The organism is Mesorhizobium sp. WSM4833 (assembly GCF_055811095.1).
The window spans coordinates 269,790-288,931 of the sequence record NZ_JBVVQG010000002.1 but is presented as its reverse complement, the minus strand read 5'-3'; the positions used below and the strand labels follow the sequence as shown (position 1 = coordinate 288,931).

20 protein-coding genes and 1 pseudogene are annotated in these 19,142 nt (G+C 62.4%); 13 read left to right on the top strand and 8 right to left on the bottom strand.

Features of this window, described 5'->3' with window-relative positions:
• The first annotated feature begins 117 nt into the window (after positions 1 to 117).
• The 4 genes from AC0L2D_RS04650 (at position 118) to AC0L2D_RS04635 (ending at position 3,321) form a co-directional block, all read left to right on the top strand.
• Entirely contained in the window at positions 118 to 351 is a 234-nt protein-coding gene (locus AC0L2D_RS04650; protein WP_013530508.1) for a hypothetical protein, read from the top strand.
• Positions 352 to 471: 120 nt separating this feature from the next.
• Positions 472 to 669: a hypothetical protein gene (locus AC0L2D_RS04645; RefSeq protein ID WP_013530509.1), complete on the top strand. Its 198-nt coding sequence runs from the start codon at positions 472 to 474 to the stop codon at positions 667 to 669.
• Between the two features lie 428 nt (positions 670 to 1,097).
• Positions 1,098 to 1,748 carry a hypothetical protein gene (locus AC0L2D_RS04640; RefSeq protein WP_473540468.1) on the top strand — a complete coding sequence of 217 codons (651 nt, stop codon included), beginning with the start codon at positions 1,098 to 1,100 and terminating at the stop codon, positions 1,746 to 1,748.
• Positions 1,738 to 3,321, top strand: coding sequence for a GH3 family acyl-acid amido synthetase (locus tag AC0L2D_RS04635; RefSeq protein WP_275952541.1), 1,584 nt, complete (start codon positions 1,738 to 1,740; stop codon positions 3,319 to 3,321). Before AC0L2D_RS04640 ends, AC0L2D_RS04635 begins: the two co-directional genes overlap by 11 nt.
• Before the next feature lie 71 nt (positions 3,322 to 3,392).
• Here AC0L2D_RS04635 and AC0L2D_RS04630 read toward each other — a convergent pair whose 3' ends face one another.
• Complete coding sequence (locus AC0L2D_RS04630; RefSeq protein ID WP_275952542.1) at positions 3,393 to 4,595, bottom strand: cytochrome P450; 1,203 nt, start codon at positions 4,593 to 4,595, stop codon at positions 3,393 to 3,395.
• A gap of 74 nt (positions 4,596 to 4,669) precedes the next feature.
• Between AC0L2D_RS04630 and AC0L2D_RS04625 the strand changes: the two genes are divergently transcribed.
• From AC0L2D_RS04625 to AC0L2D_RS04615, 3 genes and pseudogenes are all read left to right on the top strand, one after another.
• Positions 4,670 to 5,731 (top strand): hypothetical protein, encoded by a 1,062-nt coding sequence (locus tag AC0L2D_RS04625; protein WP_473540467.1) that lies wholly within the window; start codon positions 4,670 to 4,672, stop codon positions 5,729 to 5,731.
• A 208-nt stretch (positions 5,732 to 5,939) separates the two neighbouring features.
• Positions 5,940 to 6,697, top strand: a pseudogene (locus AC0L2D_RS04620) (SDR family NAD(P)-dependent oxidoreductase).
• Complete coding sequence (locus AC0L2D_RS04615; RefSeq protein ID WP_473540466.1) at positions 6,694 to 7,629, top strand: sigma-70 family RNA polymerase sigma factor; 936 nt, start codon at positions 6,694 to 6,696, stop codon at positions 7,627 to 7,629. Before AC0L2D_RS04620 ends, AC0L2D_RS04615 begins: the two are co-directional and overlap by 4 nt.
• 118 nt (positions 7,630 to 7,747) lie before the next feature.
• On the opposite strand, the gene AC0L2D_RS04610 is transcribed toward AC0L2D_RS04615, so the two are convergent.
• On the bottom strand, positions 7,748 to 8,317 hold the full coding sequence (locus AC0L2D_RS04610) for a TetR/AcrR family transcriptional regulator (protein ID WP_013530512.1): 570 nt from the start codon (positions 8,315 to 8,317) through the stop codon (positions 7,748 to 7,750).
• Positions 8,318 to 8,421: 104 nt separating this feature from the next.
• On the opposite strand from AC0L2D_RS04610, the gene AC0L2D_RS04605 reads away from it, so the two are divergent.
• Together AC0L2D_RS04605 and AC0L2D_RS04600 are read left to right on the top strand one after the other, a co-directional pair.
• Positions 8,422 to 9,237: an oxidoreductase gene (locus AC0L2D_RS04605; RefSeq protein WP_064992516.1), complete on the top strand. Its 816-nt coding sequence runs from the start codon at positions 8,422 to 8,424 to the stop codon at positions 9,235 to 9,237.
• Positions 9,238 to 9,302: 65 nt separating this feature from the next.
• Positions 9,303 to 10,304, top strand: coding sequence for an NADP-dependent oxidoreductase (locus tag AC0L2D_RS04600; RefSeq protein WP_473540465.1), 1,002 nt, complete (start codon positions 9,303 to 9,305; stop codon positions 10,302 to 10,304).
• Between the two features lie 20 nt (positions 10,305 to 10,324).
• Here AC0L2D_RS04600 and AC0L2D_RS04595 read toward each other — a convergent pair whose 3' ends face one another.
• The 3 genes from AC0L2D_RS04595 to AC0L2D_RS04585 all read right to left on the bottom strand — a co-directional run bounded on the left by AC0L2D_RS04595 (position 10,325) and on the right by AC0L2D_RS04585 (position 12,587).
• Positions 10,325 to 10,798: a VOC family protein gene (locus AC0L2D_RS04595; RefSeq protein ID WP_027160885.1), complete on the bottom strand. Its 474-nt coding sequence runs from the start codon at positions 10,796 to 10,798 to the stop codon at positions 10,325 to 10,327.
• A 43-nt stretch (positions 10,799 to 10,841) separates the two neighbouring features.
• Positions 10,842 to 11,990, bottom strand: coding sequence for an amidohydrolase (locus AC0L2D_RS04590; RefSeq protein WP_013530516.1), 1,149 nt, complete (start codon positions 11,988 to 11,990; stop codon positions 10,842 to 10,844).
• Between the two features lie 153 nt (positions 11,991 to 12,143).
• Positions 12,144 to 12,587 carry an SRPBCC family protein gene (locus AC0L2D_RS04585; protein WP_013530517.1) on the bottom strand — a complete coding sequence of 148 codons (444 nt, stop codon included), beginning with the start codon at positions 12,585 to 12,587 and terminating at the stop codon, positions 12,144 to 12,146.
• 435 nt (positions 12,588 to 13,022) lie between these two features.
• Between AC0L2D_RS04585 and AC0L2D_RS04580 the strand changes: the two genes are divergently transcribed.
• Positions 13,023 to 13,166 (top strand): hypothetical protein, encoded by a 144-nt coding sequence (locus tag AC0L2D_RS04580; protein ID WP_013530518.1) that lies wholly within the window; start codon positions 13,023 to 13,025, stop codon positions 13,164 to 13,166.
• 97 nt (positions 13,167 to 13,263) lie between these two features.
• Here AC0L2D_RS04580 and AC0L2D_RS04575 read toward each other — a convergent pair whose 3' ends face one another.
• Positions 13,264 to 13,956 (bottom strand): DUF2270 domain-containing protein, encoded by a 693-nt coding sequence (locus AC0L2D_RS04575; RefSeq protein ID WP_013530519.1) that lies wholly within the window; start codon positions 13,954 to 13,956, stop codon positions 13,264 to 13,266.
• 477 nt (positions 13,957 to 14,433) lie between these two features.
• Here AC0L2D_RS04575 and AC0L2D_RS04570 point away from each other — a divergent pair, with 477 nt between their 5' ends.
• On the top strand, positions 14,434 to 14,955 hold the full coding sequence (locus AC0L2D_RS04570) for an Hsp20/alpha crystallin family protein (RefSeq protein ID WP_013530520.1): 522 nt from the start codon (positions 14,434 to 14,436) through the stop codon (positions 14,953 to 14,955).
• 126 nt (positions 14,956 to 15,081) lie between these two features.
• Positions 15,082 to 15,816: a gamma-glutamylcyclotransferase gene (locus tag AC0L2D_RS04565; protein ID WP_013530521.1), complete on the top strand. Its 735-nt coding sequence runs from the start codon at positions 15,082 to 15,084 to the stop codon at positions 15,814 to 15,816.
• A 121-nt stretch (positions 15,817 to 15,937) separates the two neighbouring features.
• Here AC0L2D_RS04565 and AC0L2D_RS04560 read toward each other — a convergent pair whose 3' ends face one another.
• Positions 15,938 to 16,102, bottom strand: a complete 165-nt coding sequence (locus AC0L2D_RS04560) for a hypothetical protein (protein WP_473540464.1) — start codon at positions 16,100 to 16,102, stop codon at positions 15,938 to 15,940.
• A 92-nt stretch (positions 16,103 to 16,194) separates the two neighbouring features.
• On the opposite strand from AC0L2D_RS04560, the gene AC0L2D_RS04555 reads away from it, so the two are divergent.
• Positions 16,195 to 17,163: an acyltransferase family protein gene (locus tag AC0L2D_RS04555; RefSeq protein ID WP_473540463.1), complete on the top strand. Its 969-nt coding sequence runs from the start codon at positions 16,195 to 16,197 to the stop codon at positions 17,161 to 17,163.
• On the opposite strand, the gene AC0L2D_RS04550 is transcribed toward AC0L2D_RS04555, so the two are convergent.
• A complete protein-coding gene (locus AC0L2D_RS04550; protein ID WP_473540462.1) occupies positions 17,150 to 19,129 on the bottom strand; it encodes a glycoside hydrolase family 127 protein in 1,980 nt (659 codons plus the stop codon). The genes AC0L2D_RS04555 and AC0L2D_RS04550 overlap by 14 nt on opposite strands.
• Positions 19,130 to 19,142 lie beyond the last annotated feature (13 nt).

Sequence of the window (19,142 nt, the reverse complement as noted above, 5' to 3'; positions counted from 1 at the left end):
GCATGACTGTCCTGCCGGCATGCGCTACAACCAAGGCGCGAAAAAAACTGCCGGCCTAGGGAACCACTAGGGGGATGTCCGCGTTGGTCGCTACTTTTGTGCAGAGGGAGGTTTGGGGTGGGGCGTTTCGAAATCGTGGAAGAGCCAACGGGTACGTTTTCGATTTTCGACACCGTCACGGAATTGCCGGCAACGGCCAAAGGGGGCGTGTGCATTGGGCTTTATCGGCACGAAGTGCCTCTGGCACTGCTTGCAGCGGTTGAAACGGTCCAGCCCGGCCATTTTTCGCTCCTGCCCTCATTGTCGGTGTTGAACGACTGGCGGGCTCATCGAGACGATCTGCTGGCATGAGCAAAGCTGCCCGATGTCGCATCAAAAATCATACGGTATGGGAAATCACGCCCTGTTGTCGAAAGCGGCGGTGAGGCATGGAAAGCAAGGGGAGGTTGCAGTGCGTTGGGAGGTGAAGCAATGTCTGATCAGGACGACCTGATCCGAGCTGCCATCGGACGGCTGCTCGCCGAGAAGACAGGCGCCGCCGTCATATCGATGAGAGAGAGCGTCACCGAGCTTCTGGCGCTGACCGGTGCCGCACTCGACGAAAGACTCCAAGACCTGCTGCTGGAAATGGCCGAAGTCCGCGGCATGATGGTCGCTCTCGACTTCTGAACATATCCGGCTGGGATGCCGCAGCATGGACCGGCAGCGCTTTCATCGCCGGCAGCCTCGGACAGGCAGCTTTGGACTTCCGATGAAGATAGCTGACCAAAGCCGAGAGTAGCGGTCGAACAATTTCGCGGGCGACCGGCAGTGTGATCGCCGGCCGCCGTCCAATGCACTATGCCATGGCGGCCAATGCGGCCGCTTTGACCGACAGGGTCGGGTGGACCATCACCCCGAATGCCGAGACAAATGCTCGTAAAGATTCGGGTTGGTGCGGGTTGAACTACTGAGCCCATGACTGATATTCGATTGTTGGGGTCTGACATGGGCGGCAAGATTGCGTGCGAACTACTGCGGATGAAATCGGTTCCATTGGCTCGACAACGACGCCGGTGCGGGAATTGACGCCTGCCGAGCGCGACCGGATGTTTGCCTTGTATGAGACCTACTACGAGGCAGTCGATCGCAATGTCTTCGAACGTGATCTCGCTGAAAAGGATGCTGTCGTGATCATCCGGTGCGACCGGGAGATAATCGGCTTTTCGACTTACCTTGTCAGACCACAGACCGTCGGCGGGGAGACTGTTCACTATCTCTTCTCCGGCGATACTGTTCTCCATTCCGCGCGTTGGGGCGACCCCGTGTTGCTGCGCGGTTTCTTTCGCGCGGCCGGCGCCGCCAAGGCCGGGGTGGCGGGCCGGTTGTTCTGGTTCTCCATCATCGGAGGGCATAGGACGTTCCGCATTCTCCCCAATTTTTTCTGCGACTTCGTTCCAGCCGTCGATGGTCCGGTTTCGGCCCGCCTGCAGACGATCCGCGATGCCATCGCAACTGCCCGATACGGGCGTCAATTCGAGCCGTCGACCGGACTGATAGACTTCGGCCTGTCGCAAGGCCACTTGCGGGAACAGTGGGCAGATGTCGAGGAAACAGCATTCCGCAACCGTTTTGCCGCCTTCTTTCTCCAGGCCAATCCCTTCTACTTCCGAGGTGTCGAACTTGCCTGCCTCGCGGAATTCGAACTCGGCAATCTGAAGCGCTACGCCGCCGCGAGTTTCGCCGAAGGGCTGCAAGATGGGCGCTGAAGCCTGGGCACGGATTGCCGGCGCGACCGCTGCCGGGGATGCCGGTTTTCGGGCGCGGCTCGATCAACTTGAGGCCACGCAGCGCTCCCTCTTGCGGCGGCTCCTAGAAGCCAATCCTGCGACTGTGTTTGGTGGTGACCACAACTTCGCCAACGTCGCTTCGGCCGAGTCCTTTCGCGATCTCGTGCCGATCCGCGGCTACGAGGCCTTGTCGCCATACATCAATCGTGTCGTCGCCGGAGAGGAAAATGTGCTGACTGCCGAGCCGGTCCGGTTTATCGAGCAAACCGGCGGCAGTTCCGGTGGCGCGAAATACATCCCTTATACCGACACGGGCCTGCAGGCCTACACCGATTGTCTCTATCCCTGGATGTCGGAACTGATACGGCGCCGGCCGGGCGTTGCGCAAGGGCACAGCTATTTCGCGCTAAGCCCGGTAGGCCGCGGCGCAAGCGAGCGCGTCGGTGCGCGCAGGTTGGGCAGTCCCGTTCCTTTTGCTTATTTCGGCGCCTTGCGCGACAGCCTGATCCAAGTTTCGGCGGTGCCGATGGATTTGAGGCTGCTCAGCGATTTCGCCGAGTGGCAAAGGCAGACCTGCCTGCACCTGCTGGCGGCCGAGGATCTGAGCCTGATCTGGGTCTGGAGCCCGACCTATCTCACCGAAATCCTGCGCGCGATGCAGCGCGATGCCGAGAGCCTGTTGCCGGAGCTCGCGGACAGGCTGGGCGCCGTGCGGCCGGCGGACGTGGTGCGCCGCCGCATTGCTGCGCTGGAGGGCGCGCTTGGAAGTTCGCAGCTGTCGGCGATCTGGCCTCGCCTCGACACGATCAGCTGCTGGACAGACGCTTCCAGCAGTGGCTTTGCCGCCGCATTGCAGGCGCAATTTCGGCATGTCTTCATCCAGTCCAAAGGGCTGATGTCTACCGAAGCTGCCGTTTCATTTCCCTATGGCGACGGGTCCGGGTGCATCCTGGCATCGCAAAGCGGGTTTTTTGAATTTGTCGATGACAGCGGTGCCAGCTATTTCGCGTGGCAGTTGGAGGCAGGCCTGACCTACCGGCTTATCGTGACCACCGGCTCCGGCCTCTATCGCTACGATACGCAAGACATGGTCGAAGTCACCGGGTTCACCGGCGACACGCCGCGCCTGCGTTTCAGCGGGCGTATCGGCATGGTGTCCGATCTCTGTGGCGAAAAGCTCACGGAAGCCTTTGTCGTGCGGTCGCTGGCCGAGGCCGGTCTCGATCATCGTACCTATTCGCTGCTGGTGGCGGTCGCGACGCCGCACCCGCACTACCGGCTTTTCGTCGAGACCGGTCCGGGGCCGGCCGTTGAGGTGCTTGGCGGTGGCCTCGACCATGCGCTCAAGGCCAACCCGCAATATGAGTATGCCCGCCGCATCGGCCAGTTGGGGCCGCTGCGGACGACCGGCGTGGACGACCTCTATGGCAGGCTGAAGCGCCACCGCATGAAGGGCGGCACGAGCATTGCCGGAATGAAGGCGCCGGTTCTGCTCACTCGATCGGACGCAGCGCTTCTCGCGGCGCTCGGGGCGGACAAGGAGGACGCTTAGGATGATGCGGCATCCCGTGTCGCGGAAATGGGTCGCGCAAAGGCATGAAAACCGGACAAGCGACCATCCGGTCAGGCTGTCAGCCGCAACGCCAGCGCATCCAGGCCGCGGATCGAGGAATTGTCCATCCAACGTGCAGCAACAGGCTCGATGGCTCTCCAGTGGGTGAGTGCGGCTTCCAGCACCGCGACACCTTCCATTTCGGCCAGCGCCCTGCCGATGCAGACATGCGCGCCCCGGCCGAAGGCCAGGTTCTGCCTGCCGGCCCGGCCGAGGTCGAAACGCGATGCGTCGGCAAACTGGGCCGGGTCGCGGTTGGCAGCGCCGACAAGCAGCACCATCAGCCGGTTCTTTTCGATTTCCTGGCCGCCGATGATTACAGGCTCGAGCGGCCAGCGGCAGATCTTCTGCACCGGGCTTTCCAGCCGCAGAGTTTCGGCAACGGCACTGGCAGCAAGCCGGCGGTCGGCCCGCAGGGCCGCCCACTGGGCGGGCTGGTGAGCAAGATGGAACAGCATGTTGCCGATGAGGTGCACCGTGGTCTCGTGGCCGGCGAAGGCCAGGAAGGCGATGTTGCGACCGGCAGCCGTCAGCCCCAACGCATCGACGAGGCCGGCCAGCCCGGTCAGCAGCGGCGGCATTCGCCCAGCGGCAAGCAGATGGCGCAGATGCTCGACGAAGTAGCAGGACATCTCGTCGGCGGAGTTGGCGCCGCCGAACGCATCATCGAAACCAGTGTCGAGAAGGGCGCGGATCGAACCCGACCATGCCCGGACCATCGGCATGTCCTGGTCCGGTACGCCAAGCAGGCGGCAGATGACACGTTCGGGCACGGCGCGCGTGAAGGCGGCCACGACTTCGGTCGTCCCGGACAAGCCGGAATCGCCCATGAGGTCTTCGATCGTTTCAGCTACAATGAGACGCAAAGCCGGCATGCCCTTGCCGACAAAGGGCTGCTGCAGGGCCTGGCGCAGGGCGGCGTGAGCGCTGCCCTCCTGATAGATCAGCCAGTCGCGGATCGCGGAATCCGAATCCGCCATTACATCGGCCGGCGGCACGTGCGAAAGCTTGCGATTTGCGAGGCTGCTCGAAACGAGATCGTAGCCGGTGAGATAGACATCGCCCCACGGCGCCTGCCAGACCGGAGCGTGCCGTCGCATTTCATCGTGGATAGCATAGGTGTCCGTGGCACCTTCGAAAGCACCGGCGCGAATCACTTGCCAGGGATGCCGGCCGGATTTGAACAGAGCATTGGAGGGGAATTCGGTATGCATTGCGTTGGGGGAAGTCCAATCTTGTCGGCTAAGACAGTCGTGTGTCATGCATGCCAGGATATCGACGCCCGGCCATGACCAACAATCAGGGGCCGATCTACTATTTCTGCACACGCCAACACGCTTACACGATGGGCGTACTGCTTGGCTATTACCAGCATGGGCTTGGTGATCTTGTTCGGATCATTCCCTACGAGCTGGCCGCGAGGCTCGGGCCCCTCTCTCCGGGCACCTTCGTCTTTACGGATTTTGAACGGCTGGCGCCGGCGCAATTGCAGGCGGCGGTCTCACTTCATGAGCGCATCGCCTCGCTCAATCCAGGCCTGTTGCTGCTCAACGATCCAGCAATCGTGCCAAGTCGCTTTGACTTGCTGAAACGCCTGAAGGCCGCGGGCCTCAACCATTTCGATGTGCATCGGCTGGGTGAGCGCAAGTCCGTACGCCGCTTTCCAGTTTTCGTGCGCTGGGAAAGCCAGCATGAGCCGCCGCTGACCGGGCTGATCCACGCCGCGGATGCGCTGGAAGCAGCGATTGCCCGTCTGCCGGGCCATGTCCGTCAAGACCCGGACCTGATGATCGTCGAATACGGCGCGGCTCCCTCGGCCGATGGGCGGTTCCGCAAATACTCGGCTTACAAGGTCGGCCCAACCGTCTATCCGCAGCACTGCTTCATCAATGAGAACTGGTACATCAAGTTTCCGAGCACCCGCTTCACCGAAGCCGATAGGGCCGAAAGCCGCGCTTACGTGGACGACAATCCGCATGCCGAGCAGATCGGGCGTGTCTTCGCCCTGGCCGGCATCGACTATGGGCGCATCGATTACGGCATCGTCGACGGCCAGGTCCAGACCTTCGAAATCAATAATAACCCGTCCGTTCTGACGCGGCCGCCTGGCTGGGACGCGGGGGTGGATTACAGCCGCTACGCCGAGATGCACGAGCGGGCTCTGCGTGGCATCATGCGCCCGGTCTCGGGCCCCGACCTTTTACTCGGCAACGGTACCATGAGCGTCGATGCCATCCACGCCGATGCCATGCATGCGGTGCGGCAGAGGATTGCGGGATTCTCCCGGCGTCGGCGCCTGTCCCTGCGACCGCTCAAGAAGCGGCTGGCGCGGCTGTTTGGCTGGGGGTGACATGAGCGCAATTGGGCTTCACATTTAATGCAATGCAGCCCCTAATCGCTCCACTGCCCACGCGGCGCGGCATCATGCTTCTTCCGCCCTATCGCCAACATTGCCGGCATGTCGCGGATCGTCGCCGCGACAGCGCGCCTCGCCAAACCTTGGCTCTTTTTCCGACCCTCAAACGTCTTAGCTACAGTGAAGCTAAGGAGCAGGGTCGATGAGCCTCAGGAATAAAAAAATCGTGGTCACCGGTGGCAGCCGTGGGCTTGGCCTCGGATTGGTCGAGGCGCGGTCGAACAGGGCACCAGCGTGACGGTCGTTGCCCGTGGCGTCGAGGCGCTGGATGCGGTCGGTGCGCGGCTTGGGGTCGCCACTATCCGCGCCGACGTTGCGGAGGAGGGCGCGGCCTATCGCATTCTTAGCGAGGTTCGTCCTGACGTCGTGGTCCTGAATGCTGGTGCCACGCCCCGGATGGGCCGGTTGGACCAACTGAGCTGGGAAGATTTTTCAATCGCTTGGGAAACCGACGTCAAGGCCGGGCTATACTGGCTGCAGGCGGCGCTCAACCTGCCGCTCAAGCCGGGCAGCCGTGTTCTGGTGGGATCGAGCGGTGCCGCCGTCACCGGGTCGCAGTTGTCGGGCGGCTATGGCGGCGCCAAGCGCATGCTGTGGTTCATGGCGAAGTACGCCAACGGCGTTTCGCAGGAGAAGAAGCTCGGCATCCGCTTTCAGGCGATCGTGCCGCGGCAGATGATCCTCGGCACCGGAACAGGCGATGCGGCGGCCGGCGCCTATTCCGGATCCATGGGCATCACGCCCGAACAATTCGTCACCCGCTTCGGTGCGCCGATGCCGCCCCGAACCTTCGGCGACAGGGTGGTTTCCGTGCTGGAAGACCCGCAATATGCGGAGGGCATCGTCTTCGGCCTCAATGGCGACGCGGGCGTAACCGTGATGGAGGGGGCTGCGGCTTGAGCGAACGAGATCCTGCCGTGGACCGCGACCGACGGGAAGGGCTGCTTGCCCTTGCCGCCGCGATGCGGCCAGAGCTGCACCGCTATTGCGCGCGCCTGATGGGCTCGGTCATCGACGGGGAGGATGTCGTGCAGGACACGTTTGCGCGGGCCTTCGTTGCGCTGAATGAGCTGGGCGAGGTGCCGCAGCTCAGGCCCTGGCTGTTCCGCGTCGCCCACAACCGTGCGCTGGACCTGCTGCGCAGCCGCGCGACCCGCGCGGCGGAGCCTATCGAGGCGGCGCTTGAAATTGCCGACGACACCAAAGCCGACCCGGTGGAGATGCTGATGCGCAGGCAAGCTATACAGACCGCAGTGTCGCGCTTCGCGGAGCTTCCGCTGCTCCAGCGCAGCGTCGTCATCCTCAGAGATGTGCTCGACGAGCCGCTGGCCGAGATCGCTGCTTTGCTCGGCATCACCGTCGATGCGGTGAAAGGGCACTTGGCGCGCGGCCGCGCCCGGCTTAGGGAAGTCAGTGCGCAGGCCAGTTCGGCTCCCGATGCGCGTATCGCGTCGGCCGCCGTGGTCCGTTATGCGACCCTGTTCAACCAGCGGGATTGGGACGGCTTGCGCGCCCTGCTTGCCGACGACGTCAGGCTTCATCAGTCCCTGCATGCGCCGCGCTCGGGTGCGGCGGATGTCGGCGTGTTCTTCACGATCTACGCCAAAAGCGACCGCGTGTGGCTGACGCCGGCCTGGCTCGACGGCCGCGAGGTGATCGCTGTGTTCGAAAGCCATGCCGACCAGAAACCGCGTCATTTCATGTGGCTGGAGTGGCGAGAAGGTCAGATCAGCTTCATCCGCGACTATCGCTATGTCAGCCATGTTACCGACGATGCCGAGCTGGTGCTGGCCAAGGACGCCAGGTCCTTCGGTCGCGGCACCGGGCACTGAAGAGCGGGCGCGCATCTGACCATCATACGGGCGGTGCTGTTCCTGCCAAGGGGCCGATGCGGGGCTGGGCGTCATACCGCATGAGAATGACTTTGACGTGCCCACGCGTGGTACGCCCTTAACTCTGCTCGATCAGCGCGCGCGCCGCAGCTTTCCCTGCCGCAAGGATACGATCCGACAATTCCGTTCCCTCCACGGCACGGGCCAGCTGAAGCGTGCCAATGAGGGTCGCAAAGATAGCGAACGCAACGCCCTCCGGATCAGGAGTTTGCGGCGGCAGCTCTACCGACACCTGGTGCACCTGGGTCAGCAAACGCTCGGTATAAAGCTGACGCGTTTCGGGTGGCTCGCGGGCGATTTCCGCCAGCAAGGCGGCAGAGGCGCAGCCCTTCCCGGGGTTATCCCGATGCGCCGCCGACAGATATGTGTCTATGGCCATTGCCAAGCCGCCGGAGGCCAATGCTTGCCGTATCTCGTCGGACTGATCCTCGAGAGCTGCAGCGACCGTTTCACGGACAAGCGCCGCCTTTGATTGAAAGTGGGGATAGAAAGCCCCGTTCGTCAGCCCGGCGTCGCCCATGATGGTTGCCAGTCCGGACGCCGCTATGCCGTTTTTCCGAAAGCGTTCCGCGGCGACCTCCAGGATCCGGCCGCGCGAGGCGTCCTTCCTGCCCTTTTCGTAGCGCATGGCTGCTATTCCTTTCTGCTATTGCATTATGGCCATAATCTGATATTACGACTGTAATTTAACGGATGAAAAAAAGCTAGCCCCCCATGAGTTTGGAGCACGAAATGAAAACGAATGCCGGAAAAACCGCCGTTGTGACCGGGGCCTCTTCGGGCATTGGCCGCGCCAGTGCCGAAGCCCTTGCGCGGGCCGGGTTCACCGTCTTTGGAACCAGCCGGCGCAAGGCCGGCAACGATCCGGACGGGGTGACCATGCTGATCTGCGACGTGACCGACAGTGAGGCCGTTGCCGCACTCGTTTCGACGGTGCTCTCGCAGACCGGCCGGATCGACCTCTTGGTCAACAATGCCGGCGTCGGCCAGCTTGGAGGCGCCGAGGAATTCTCGATTGCCCAGGTGCAGGCCCTGTTCGACGTCAATCTGTTCGGCGTCATCCGCATGACCAATGCGGTGCTGCCGTCGATGCGGCAGCGTGGCGAGGGGCGCATCATCAATATCGGCTCTGTGCTGGGACTGGTGCCGGCGCCGTATTCAGCGCATTATTCGGCGGTCAAGCACGCGCTCGAGGGCTATTCGGAATCGCTCGACCACGAGGTTCGCGCCTTCAACATCCGCGTTTCGGTCATCGAGCCGGCATTCGTTCGTACTGTCTTCGACCAGAACGGGATCCAGCCGGATTCGCCGTTGCAGGAATACGATCAGGCCCGCGCTACGCTGGAAGCGCTGCTTCGCGACGTGATGCCTGTCGCCGACCGGCCGGAAATGGTGGCGCAAGTGGTCGTCAAGGCAGCGACCGATGCCCGTCCGCAACGGCGCTACACCGCCGGCAAGGCTGCGCGCCAGGTCAGCCTGCTGCGTCGCTTTGCTCCCGCGGGGATATTCGACAAGAGCCTGCGGAAACAATTCCGCCTGCCCGTTTGAACACAGCGAGCAGAGGATTTCACGCACATGCGACACACCAAAATCACTCTCAGAAAGTCACTGCCATGAAGGCATTCGTCGTCGACAAGTACAGCAGGAACGGCACTCTGCGGCTAGCCGAAATGCCGGAGCCGAAACTCGGGGACAGCGATGTCCTGGTCGAGGTCCACGCGGCGGCGGTGAACCTGCTCGATTCCAAGGTCAAAACCGGAGAGTTCAAGCTGATCCTGCCCTATCGCCGGCCCTTCATCCTGGGTCACGACGTGGCCGGGAGGGTTGTGCGCGTGGGATCGAAAGTCCGCAAATTCAAACTCGGCGACGACGTCTATGCGCGGCCGCGCGATGGCCGGATCGGAACGTTCGCCGAGTTCATAGCCATGGATGAAGCCGACGTGGCCCTGAAACCCGGGAACCTCAGCATGGAGGAGGCGGCCTCGATCCCGCTGGTCGGCCTGACCGCCTGGCAGGCGCTCGTCGAAAGGGCCAAGCTGAAGAAGGGACAGAAGGTCTTCATTCAAGCTGGTTCCGGCGGCGTGGGGACATTCGCCATCCAACTGGCAAAGCATCTCGGCGCGACCATTGCGACCACCGCCAGCGCGGCGAGTGCCGGTCTGGTCAAGGGGCTCGGCGCCGATATCGTCGTCGACTACAGGAAAGACGATTTCGAGAAAGTCCTTTCGGGCTACGACGTCGTCTTGAACAGCCAGGACGCCAAGACACTTGAAAAATCACTGAATGTGCTGAAACCGGGTGGCAAGCTCATCTCCATCTCCGGCCCACCGGATCCGGAATTTGCCAGGGAAAAGGGACTGAACGTGGTGCTGAGGCTGGTGCTTCGCCTGCTGAGCCGCGGTATTCGAGCGAAAGCCAAGCGCCGTGGCGTGACGTTCTCGTTCCTTTTCATGTGGGCGCAGGGCGAGCAGCTGAGCAAGATCGCATCGCTCATCGAATCCGGCGCGATCCGCCCGGTCGTCGACCGGATATTTCCCTTCGAGGCGACCAATGAGGCGCTGGCCTATGTCGAAACAGGACGCGCCAAGGGCAAGGTCGTCATCAAGGTCAGATAGCAACTCAGCCCCGATCGAGGTCAGCCGCGCCGGGCTGCGTCGATCGCCGCGACGTCGATCTTTGTCATCTCCATCATCGCATCAAAGGCGCGTTTGGCTTCCTCGCCGCCGGCCGCCATGGCCTCGGTCAGCGTGCGCGGCGTGATTTGCCAAGACACGCCCCATTTGTCCTTGCACCAGCCGCACACGCTCTCCTGGCCGCCATTGCCGACGATGGCATTCCAGTAGCGGTCGGTTTCCTGCTGATCGTCGGTGGCGATCTGGAACGAGAAGGCCTCGTTCTGCTTGAATGTGGAGCCGCCGTTCAATCCGATGCAGGGAATGCCGGCGACGGTAAATTCGACCGTCAACACGTCGCCTTTCTTGCCGGACGGAAAATCGCTCGGCGCACGGTGAACGGCGCCCACGCTGGTGTCGGGAAAGGTCTCTGCGTAGAAGCGCGCCGCAGCCTCGGCGTCCTTGTCGAACCAAAGGCAAATCGTGTTCTTCGGTATCTTTGGCATTGCATGTTCCTTTCGGCGTTGGAGTTGGCGGAGGTCAACCCAGGAGATTGCGTGCCGTGCGCATGAAGATCCTCGACCCGATCGGGATCAGGTCGTCGGGAAAGTCATAGTCGGGATTGTGCAAGGCGGGGTGCCGCTCGCCCGCACCGAGGAAGAACATCGCCGACTTGGCACTATGGCCGAACAGGCCGAAATCTTCCGAGGCGCGCATCGGCAGGGCCTCTTCGCCGTGCGATACGCCCTCTTCATCGAGCGCGCGCCGCAGATGCTCCACCGCGTCCGGCGCGTTGACGCTGGCGACGAAGATCTCGTGATAGTCCCAGCGGGCGGTAAGGCGATGCTCGCCCGCGATCCTGGCGACCAGTGCTTCGGCAGCAGCACAAAGGTTCGCCATGCGCTCGTCACGCCGGGTGCGCAGCGTTGCCCACACCTGCGCATGAGCAGGCGCGATGCCGAACACGGCTTCGCCCATCGCGGCATGGGTGACGGTCAGCATGGAGAAGTCGTCGTCGGCGAAGGTTCCGCGCCCGAGCGCCGGCAGCGCCGGCATCAGCTCACTGATCGCCAGCATCGGCGAGGTGCCGGTCTCCGGCATGGATGAATGGGCGGTCTTGCCCTCCAGCACGATGCGCATGCCGCGTGACGCACAGTTGACCACGCCGGGCTTGAGCCGCACCTCGCCGAACGGCACGCCAGGCAGGTTGTGCAGCGAGAAAGCGAAATCCGGCGCGATCTCGCCGAAGCGGGGATCGGCAACGACGCCGGCTGCGCCATTGCCGGTTTCCTCCGCCGGCTGGAACATCAGCACGACGCGGCCACTTGCAGGCCGCTCGCGCCCCAACTGCCGGCCGAGGGATGCCAGGATGGCGGTGTGTCCGTCATGGCCGCACATATGCGACTTGCCCGGCACGCGCGACGCATGCGGCACGCCTGAAAGTTCTTCGATAGGCAAGGCATCGAGTTCCGAACGGAACAGCACCGTCGGCCCTGCTTTGCCGCTGTCATATGTGACCGCGACGCCGTGCCCGCCGAGCTGTGTCAGCACCTTGTCCGGCCCCGTATCGGCGAGGAAGGCGACGACCTCCTTTGCCGTCTTCTCCTCTTCATTCGAGATTTCCGGATACTGGTGCAGCTGGCGCCGCCACGCCGTCAACTCGACGATGTCTCGGTTGGTCAGAGTCATGCTTTTTCAACCTCCGCTGCATTCTTCATCGACACGTCCAGGCACAGGGGTGCCGCAATGATGAATTGCTAGCGACAAAGGGCAGTTCCCGCCACAGTCCAAGTTTCAGGCTTCGGCAGGCCAGAAACGGCCGTTCTCCCGGCCATCCGCAGCCTATTGATTGATCTCGGGCTCGACGAGCTTTGCCAGATTTCTGAGCGATTCCTGCCAGCCGAGATAGCAGGCCTCGACCGGAATGACGTCCGGAATGCCGGCCTGGGTAATGTCGATTTCAGTGCCGACCGACACTTTTTTCAAGACCACGGTCACCCGTATCTCGCCGGGCAGGTTGGGATCGTCGAACCTGTCGGTGTAGAGCAGGCGCTCGCCCGGAACGAGTTCAAGGTATTCGCCGCCGAAGGCGTGGCTGTCGCCGGTGGTGAAATTGCGGAACGACATCTTGAACGTGCCTCCGACCTTTGCCTCGAAATTATGGACCGTGCAGGTGAAGCCGTTTGGCGGAAGCCACTTGGCCAGCGCGTCCGCTTCAACGAAGGCGCGATAGACCTTTTCAGGGCTGGTCGTCAGAACGCGGTGCAAACGTACGGTGCCGGGCATTGCTGGATCCTTTCATGAATGCCTGTTCGATACCCCAAGGACGGACGAAGCCTAGCCAGTCCGACATTGGTTTGCGAATTTTTTGACGGGAGGCGGCCTGCCTACGCCGCGGACATGCGTTCGACCCCGAGCTATCAACACGAAGCTCGGGCGAGGCGGCGGATGAACTGCACCGGCTTCGGAGCTGGCGCTCACCTGCTAAATCGAGTTCCTGAGCCATCTTGTTGTTCGGGCGTGTTTTTGTCGATTGCCGCGAACGGCCGCGCGTCCCCGTCAATGCTTCGAACGCCGCCAAATAGGGCAGCGCGTCTTTGCCGTCCATGTGCCGATCATTAGAATTTGCATCTGATCAGAGTTGATTTCCTATCAAGCCGTTAATGCGGCCATGCTGTTAATCAGCATTTGCTAATGAGTCTTTCGAACCTGAGGCAAGCAATGACCAAGAATCTCGGCAATGCACGTCATACGCCGGCGAAGGACCCGCAGGTCTCCCTTCTGGGCAAAGCCGCGCCGGCGCTGTTTCCGCTGGTCGTGGCGGCACTGGGTTACATGGTTGGCAAGCAGTTCTTCGGCATCTAGGCGCGAAGTTCCGTTCCCTCAAACGTCTCGGCGGACCGACCATCTCAGCGCGCGGGCCGCCGTTTGCGTTGCAGCGGCGTGTTGCCGGGCATCAACGTCAAACATGCACGTCGCCAAAGGACAGTTCGCCGTCGTTATCGGCCGTGAAAAAGACGATGGCAAGCAACCCGACATAGAATGCGGCCACGACAACCACGATCGCCACACCGGGAACGGGGCCAAGGGCGGCGCTGTCTACGGCTTCGCGAAGCGAACCGGCAAAGCCGGTCCTGACGCCCACGGTTTGAAGGCTGGGGGTGGATATCTTGAGCACCCAGGCCAGCAAGAGGATCAGGAACAGGTAGATGTAATTTCGCCGCAGCCGACGGGCCAGCGCGACGCGCTGCGACAGCAGGAACTTCGGCGCGCGTAGGCCTTCCCCGACGATGAGCAGCCAGTCCGAGGCAAAGTCGGGCTGTGGGGAAAAGATCTGCGCGAAATAGTGGCGCTCGAACTGGCGTACGCGCGCCCGATAGAAATCGAAGAACCGATAGCGGCGCGCCTCGATCCATAGCAGCAGCAAGATCAGCAGCATGGCGAAAAGCAGCACGCCGTGATGCGCACTGGCCGTCGACAGCGATACCGAAAGCAGCGCCGCCACCACCGTGATTGCCCAGTTGGTTGTCCTGTCCAGCCGGTCGCGCCATCCCGCCATGCGAGCGATCTCGGCGCGGTGAAAATGCGACAGCGTGTTGACGCGCTCCGCCGATGAAAGGACGGGGCCAGCGGGCTGTGCCGACGCGTCGTTCATGGCATCCTCCGGCAAGGAACAGAACGGCCTGCCAGCGGCATTGTTCCCTGTCCTCGAGACCGCCGATCCAGCCGACCAGCCGCGCGTTGACGCCGAGGCGGCTCCGGTCCAGCAGACATCAAGCTGGCGGTTGACCACTGTTTCGCGACATGCCGATCGAAGGGGCACGACTGATGTGGACAGCACCGGTGACGCAGGCACCTGCATGCACCAATCACATTACATTACGAGGTCTTGACCCACCCGCGACGGAGTCCAAAATCCTCCGCACCAGTGCCGACGAGGCGCCGGCTTCACGGGCGCCGCGCGGGTCAGGGGCGGTGGCCCTCGGGCAGGCTCAGGTGCGCGAGCCCCCGCCACTGATCCAGGCGTTTCCAACTGGACCGGAGCGCCAATGGCGCAGACGCGCATCGTCCGAGCATGGCAACCAGAGCATGCAAACGAACGATAGACAGGATCAAGAAAGGAGCAAATGCAATGACCATTCGTGATCTGATGCCATGGGGTCGCGATCCGAACCAGGTTCAGACCCTCTCAGGCGACCGCGATCAGGACCCATTCATGAGCCTGCATCGCGAGATGAACCGCCTTGTTGACGACATGTTCCGCGGTTTCGGTTCACGTCTTCCATCCTTGGGCAGGCTCTCTTCGGCGGGCGGTGGCTGGCCTAGCGTGGAAATCTCGGAAACGGACAAGGAAATCCGCGTGACCGCCGAGATACCCGGCATGGAGGAAAAGGACATAGAGGTGTTGCTCGATGACGGCGTCCTGACGTTGCGCGGTGAAAAACACGCCGAAACCGACGACAAGGAACGTCAGTTCTCCGAGCGATTCTACGGCCGCTTCGAACGTCGCATTCCGATCGGCTTCGAAGTCGAAGAAGACAAGGTCGCTGCCGATTTCCGCAACGGCGTGCTGTTCGTCACCTTGCCGAAATCCGAGAAGGCACAGAACAAGATGAGGCGCATCCCCATCGGCGGCAAGAGCACCAAGCACTAGAATGATTGGATGCCGGGCGGGAGGGTCACCCGCCCGGCATCGGCCGTTGAATTTTGCGCCGGTCACATGGACCCTTGAGAATCCCTCTGCCTTCGGCAACATGACGGCGACGGTAGAGGGTATGAAATGAACCAGCCGATTTCTGCCATATCGCCGCGCAAGTCCGTGCCGCGCAACACGCCGATGGCGCTGACCGAGGCGTTGGTCGCGCGCACTATGCGTGCTGTCGAGGATGCCGGGCCGACGCCGGGCATGGTTCACATGACCGACGCCGACTATGCGCGCATCCGCGACGAGGTGCTGGCCGGCGCTCCGGCCGGGCCGCTGAAACTATTTGCCTATGGCTCGCTGCTGTGGAAGCCCGCCGGCGAGGTGAGGGGCGGAGAACGCGCGGTGGCCAGCGGCTGGCATCGTTCGTTCTGCTTCACGGTGCAGCGTTTTCGCGGCACGGTCGAGCAGCCCGGCTTGATGATGGCGCTCGATCGCGGCGGCCAGTGCCAGGGCATGGTGTTCGAGATCGCGGAACCGGTGGCGGCCAACCTCGAAGCGCTGCTGCGCCGCGAAATGACCATCCTGCCCGCCGTCAACGTGCCGCGCTGGCTGCAGGTCAGGACCGAAGGCGGCCCATGTCGCGCGATTGGTTTCGTCGTCGATCCCGCCAATCCGCGTTATGCCGGCAAGCTCGACAAGCAGGCGATCGCGGCGACGCTGGTGACAGCCGTCGGTCATTGGGGCTCGGGCGCGCAATATCTATTCGAGACGATCCGCCACCTCGAAGCCTGCGGCATCCGCGACCGCAATCTGTGGCGGCTGCAGGAACTGGTGGCGGAAGAGATCGGGCTGACCGTCGCTCAGAAGTGATCCGCCCAGAAGTGATCCGCTCAGACGCGGCACGCTTCAGTCGTGTTTGGCTCCGGATGCTTGCAGGCCACAGCACCTTGCGAAGCAAATCTCTGATTTCGGAAGTCTCCGCAGTGAAGGTTTAATGAATTGAAAACAGTTCTGGGCCAACGATGACCTGAACACCGGCGCAGGACACGGTGCGCGTGGGCCAATCATGAAATCCTCGACCGGAGAGCACTACCCAGCGCTGGATCATGTTCGTGGCCTGGCGGCTTTTCTTGTCTTTACCTGGCATTTCCTTCATGCTTCTCCTGAAGGCCCCGTGCCTTATGACTTCGTGCCGGCTCTTCCTATCTTCAGCGTTCTGGATGAGGGCATACTGGCGTTTCCCTGTTCATGGCGCTTTCCGGCTACCTGTTCGCCAAGCTGCTCGATGGAAAGCAGATCAACTATCTGCCCTTCTTTGCCAACAGGGCCCTCAGGCTGCTTCCGCTTCTCCTGGTCGTGCTATGCATCGAGGCCTGCCGCAGGTACGTGGCCGGCCAGTCCCTCGACGGGTATTTCACGGGCGTCGGATTGGGGTTTCTTTTTCCCACCCTCCCGAATGGCGGCTGGTCGATAACGATCGAAGCGCACTTCTACCTGTTGCTGCCGTTCTTGCTGATGGTATCCAGGCGGTTTGTGTTCGCGCCCTTGCTGTTCATCGCGGCAGCCATTGTGCTGAGGTCCGTCCTGTATGTGCAGATCGGCGAAGTGCAGTCGGCGGCGTCCGCAACCATCATAGGCCATGCGGATCAGTTCCTGGCCGGCATTCTTGCCTTTCACCTGCGTGCCCACGCGAAGAACCAACACTGGCTGGCGCTGGCCGTTCTCATGGCTTTTTCGGGGTTCTTCTGGTGGTTCGATGCAGCCGGCGGATTTTACCAACTGGGCCGCTATCCGTCGCCTCATTGGATATGGATCATCCTGCCGACCCTGGAGGCGGCAGCCTATTCATTCGGCATCGCCTACTACGACACGAGCTTTTCGAGAAAGCGAACAAGCCCGCCATTCAGGGTACTGGAGAAGGCTGGGGCCTACAGCTATTCGATCTATCTTCTGCACCTGTTCTTCGTCATGCAATTGGCAGCGTTCATAGACACGAATGTCATGAGCATCAGCAATTTCTACGTCGCATGCCTCTGGTCCGCATTGTGCTTCGTGGCGACGATCCCGATCGGCTATCTCAGCTATACCTGCGTCGAGGCGCCATTCCTGCGCCTGCGTCTGCGCTATATGGACCAAAAGCCCGAAACCGCGGCATCGACCGCGGCTGAGCTTGGATCGGTCATCGCCGATACACCGACCTCGTTCAGCCGTCCCTGAGCCATACCAGCATCTCGCCGGGCTCGCGGTTGTTCCAGGCGAAATAGGGAATGGCGGTCAGTCGCGTCTCGGCGGTGGCCGGCGGCTCGGGCCTGTAGAGCCCGTCCTGCCAGCCGTCGGAGACATCGGCAAGTGCCGCGGTCGACAGCGTCACCACGCCGCCGAGAAGTTCCGGCCGGTGCTGCGCTTCGATGGTGGCCGTCCGCGGCAGCGTCAGGCGATGCGGCTGGCTGTCATTGTCTGATGCCTCGACGCAATAGATCAGCGGGCCGCGTGACAGCGCGACGCGGCCAGCATCCTGGCGCACCTGCGGGTTGGCATAAAGCCGCTCGATCGGCATTTCGAGATCGAGCCGGACATTGTCGCCCTTTTTCCATGTCCGCTTGATCGCGGCGTAGCCGTCGCTGGTGATATCCGCCAGCCTGATGGCTTCGCCGTTTATCTTCAACCCGGCACTGGCGCTCCAGGCGGGAATGCGCAGGTGCAAAGTGAACTCGACCGGCGCCCGCGGTTCGAGCATGATGTCGACGGCGCCGTCCCAGGGATAGCTGCTGACCTGCGTCAGGCTCACCGGGACGCCCGATATATCGAAGCGCGCGGTCGAGTCGCCATAGAGGTGGACGGCCAGCGCATCGTCGGCCAGGCTGTAGAAATAGCTGCCGATCGAGGCGACCATGCGCCCGATATTGGGCGGGCAGCACGGGCAGCGGTGCCACTTCCACCTGTTGTGCTTGCCCCGGCTTTCCAATGGATTCTCGTAGAAAAACAGCGAGCCGTCGAGCGACAGGCCCGAGATCGAACCGTTGTAGAGGGCGCGTTCCATCATGTCGGCGTAGCGCGCGTTCGGCCCCATGCCGAGCATGCGGCTGGCCCAGAACACCAGGCCGACCGCCGCACAGGTCTCGGCATAGGCGCTTTCGTTGGGCAGGTCGTAGTCGCTGGTGAAGCCCTCATTGTGCGCCGACGGCCCCAGTCCGCCAGTGATGTAGAGACTCTTGGTGGTGAGATCGTCCCACAGAAGGTCGAGTGCTGCTCGCAGCGTATCATCGCCATATTCGGTCGCGATATCGGCCATGCCGGAATAGAGGTACATCGCCCTGACAGCATGGCCGACGACCTTGTTCTGTTCTCGCACCGGGATATGCGACTGGCTGTATTCATAGGTTTTGAAATGATAGGCCTTCGGGTCGGCGCCGCGGGCGCGGGCCTCCTCGTCGAAATAATGCGGCTGCTGACCGCGCTGGTCGATGAAGTATCTGGCCAACTCCATATATTTCCGCTCGCCGGTCACCCGTGCCAGCTTGACCAGCGCCAGCTCGATCTCCTCGTGGCCGCAATAGCCCTTCTTCTTGCCGGGCTCCGGGCCGAGTACCGACGCGATGTGGTCGGCATAGCGGCACATGATATCGAGCAGCTTGCGTTTTCCCGTCGCCTGGTAGTAGGCGACCGCGCCCTCGATCAGATGGCCGGCGCAATAGAGCTCGTGGCAGTCGCGCAGATTGGTCCAGCGCTTGCCGGGCTGGATGCGTTGGTACCAGCTGGAGAGATAGCCGTCCTCCTGCTGCAGCCTGCCATACATGTCGATGACGGCGTCGATCTTCTTCTCCAGTTCGGGATTCTTGCGCCGGTACAGCGAATAGGCCGCGGTCTCGATCGTCTTGCCGAGATCGGAATCCCAGAACATCTGCGTGGTCACCGTCGATCCGGTGAATTCCGCGCCTTGGCGGTCGGCTTCGTCGGGAGAGGGCGAGTGGAAGGGGATGACTATGCCGGGCGAGGGACGGTCCGGATCGATCTGCTCCAGCATGCGGGCCTCCACGCAGCGCTCGTAAAGGATATCGGCGGTGCGGGCGGCGACAGCGTCGGCGCGATCGCCCCAGAAGCCGTGCACGTCGACCTGCGGCACCGGCAGCGGGCGGAAGGCGAGCTTCGGTTTCCCGGTTTTTGCGGATGGCGATGCGGTCATGAATTTACTCCAT

What these genes read in the sequence shown, in the direction of transcription:
- AC0L2D_RS04635 (WP_275952541.1), top strand. Translation starts at nt 1,738, where the DNA reads ATGGGCGCTGAAGCCTGGGCACGGATTGCCGGCGCGACCGCTGCCGGG.
- AC0L2D_RS04555 (WP_473540463.1), top strand. Translation starts at nt 16,195, where the DNA reads ATGGCGCTTTCCGGCTACCTGTTCGCCAAGCTGCTCGATGGAAAGCAG.
- AC0L2D_RS04575 (WP_013530519.1), bottom strand. Translation starts at nt 13,956, where the DNA reads ATGAACGACGCGTCGGCACAGCCCGCTGGCCCCGTCCTTTCATCGGCG.
- AC0L2D_RS04600 (WP_473540465.1), top strand. Translation starts at nt 9,303, where the DNA reads ATGAAGGCATTCGTCGTCGACAAGTACAGCAGGAACGGCACTCTGCGG.
- AC0L2D_RS04630 (WP_275952542.1), bottom strand. Translation starts at nt 4,595, where the DNA reads ATGCATACCGAATTCCCCTCCAATGCTCTGTTCAAATCCGGCCGGCAT.
- AC0L2D_RS04610 (WP_013530512.1), bottom strand. Translation starts at nt 8,317, where the DNA reads ATGCGCTACGAAAAGGGCAGGAAGGACGCCTCGCGCGGCCGGATCCTG.
- AC0L2D_RS04625 (WP_473540467.1), top strand. Translation starts at nt 4,670, where the DNA reads ATGACCAACAATCAGGGGCCGATCTACTATTTCTGCACACGCCAACAC.
- AC0L2D_RS04580 (WP_013530518.1), top strand. Translation starts at nt 13,023, where the DNA reads ATGACCAAGAATCTCGGCAATGCACGTCATACGCCGGCGAAGGACCCG.
- AC0L2D_RS04565 (WP_013530521.1), top strand. Translation starts at nt 15,082, where the DNA reads ATGAACCAGCCGATTTCTGCCATATCGCCGCGCAAGTCCGTGCCGCGC.
- AC0L2D_RS04560 (WP_473540464.1), bottom strand. Translation starts at nt 16,102, where the DNA reads ATGAAGGAAATGCCAGGTAAAGACAAGAAAAGCCGCCAGGCCACGAAC.
- AC0L2D_RS04585 (WP_013530517.1), bottom strand. Translation starts at nt 12,587, where the DNA reads ATGCCCGGCACCGTACGTTTGCACCGCGTTCTGACGACCAGCCCTGAA.
- AC0L2D_RS04570 (WP_013530520.1), top strand. Translation starts at nt 14,434, where the DNA reads ATGACCATTCGTGATCTGATGCCATGGGGTCGCGATCCGAACCAGGTT.
- AC0L2D_RS04645 (WP_013530509.1), top strand. Translation starts at nt 472, where the DNA reads ATGTCTGATCAGGACGACCTGATCCGAGCTGCCATCGGACGGCTGCTC.
- AC0L2D_RS04590 (WP_013530516.1), bottom strand. Translation starts at nt 11,990, where the DNA reads ATGACTCTGACCAACCGAGACATCGTCGAGTTGACGGCGTGGCGGCGC.
- AC0L2D_RS04605 (WP_064992516.1), top strand. Translation starts at nt 8,422, where the DNA reads ATGAAAACGAATGCCGGAAAAACCGCCGTTGTGACCGGGGCCTCTTCG.
- AC0L2D_RS04550 (WP_473540462.1), bottom strand. Translation starts at nt 19,129, where the DNA reads ATGACCGCATCGCCATCCGCAAAAACCGGGAAACCGAAGCTCGCCTTC.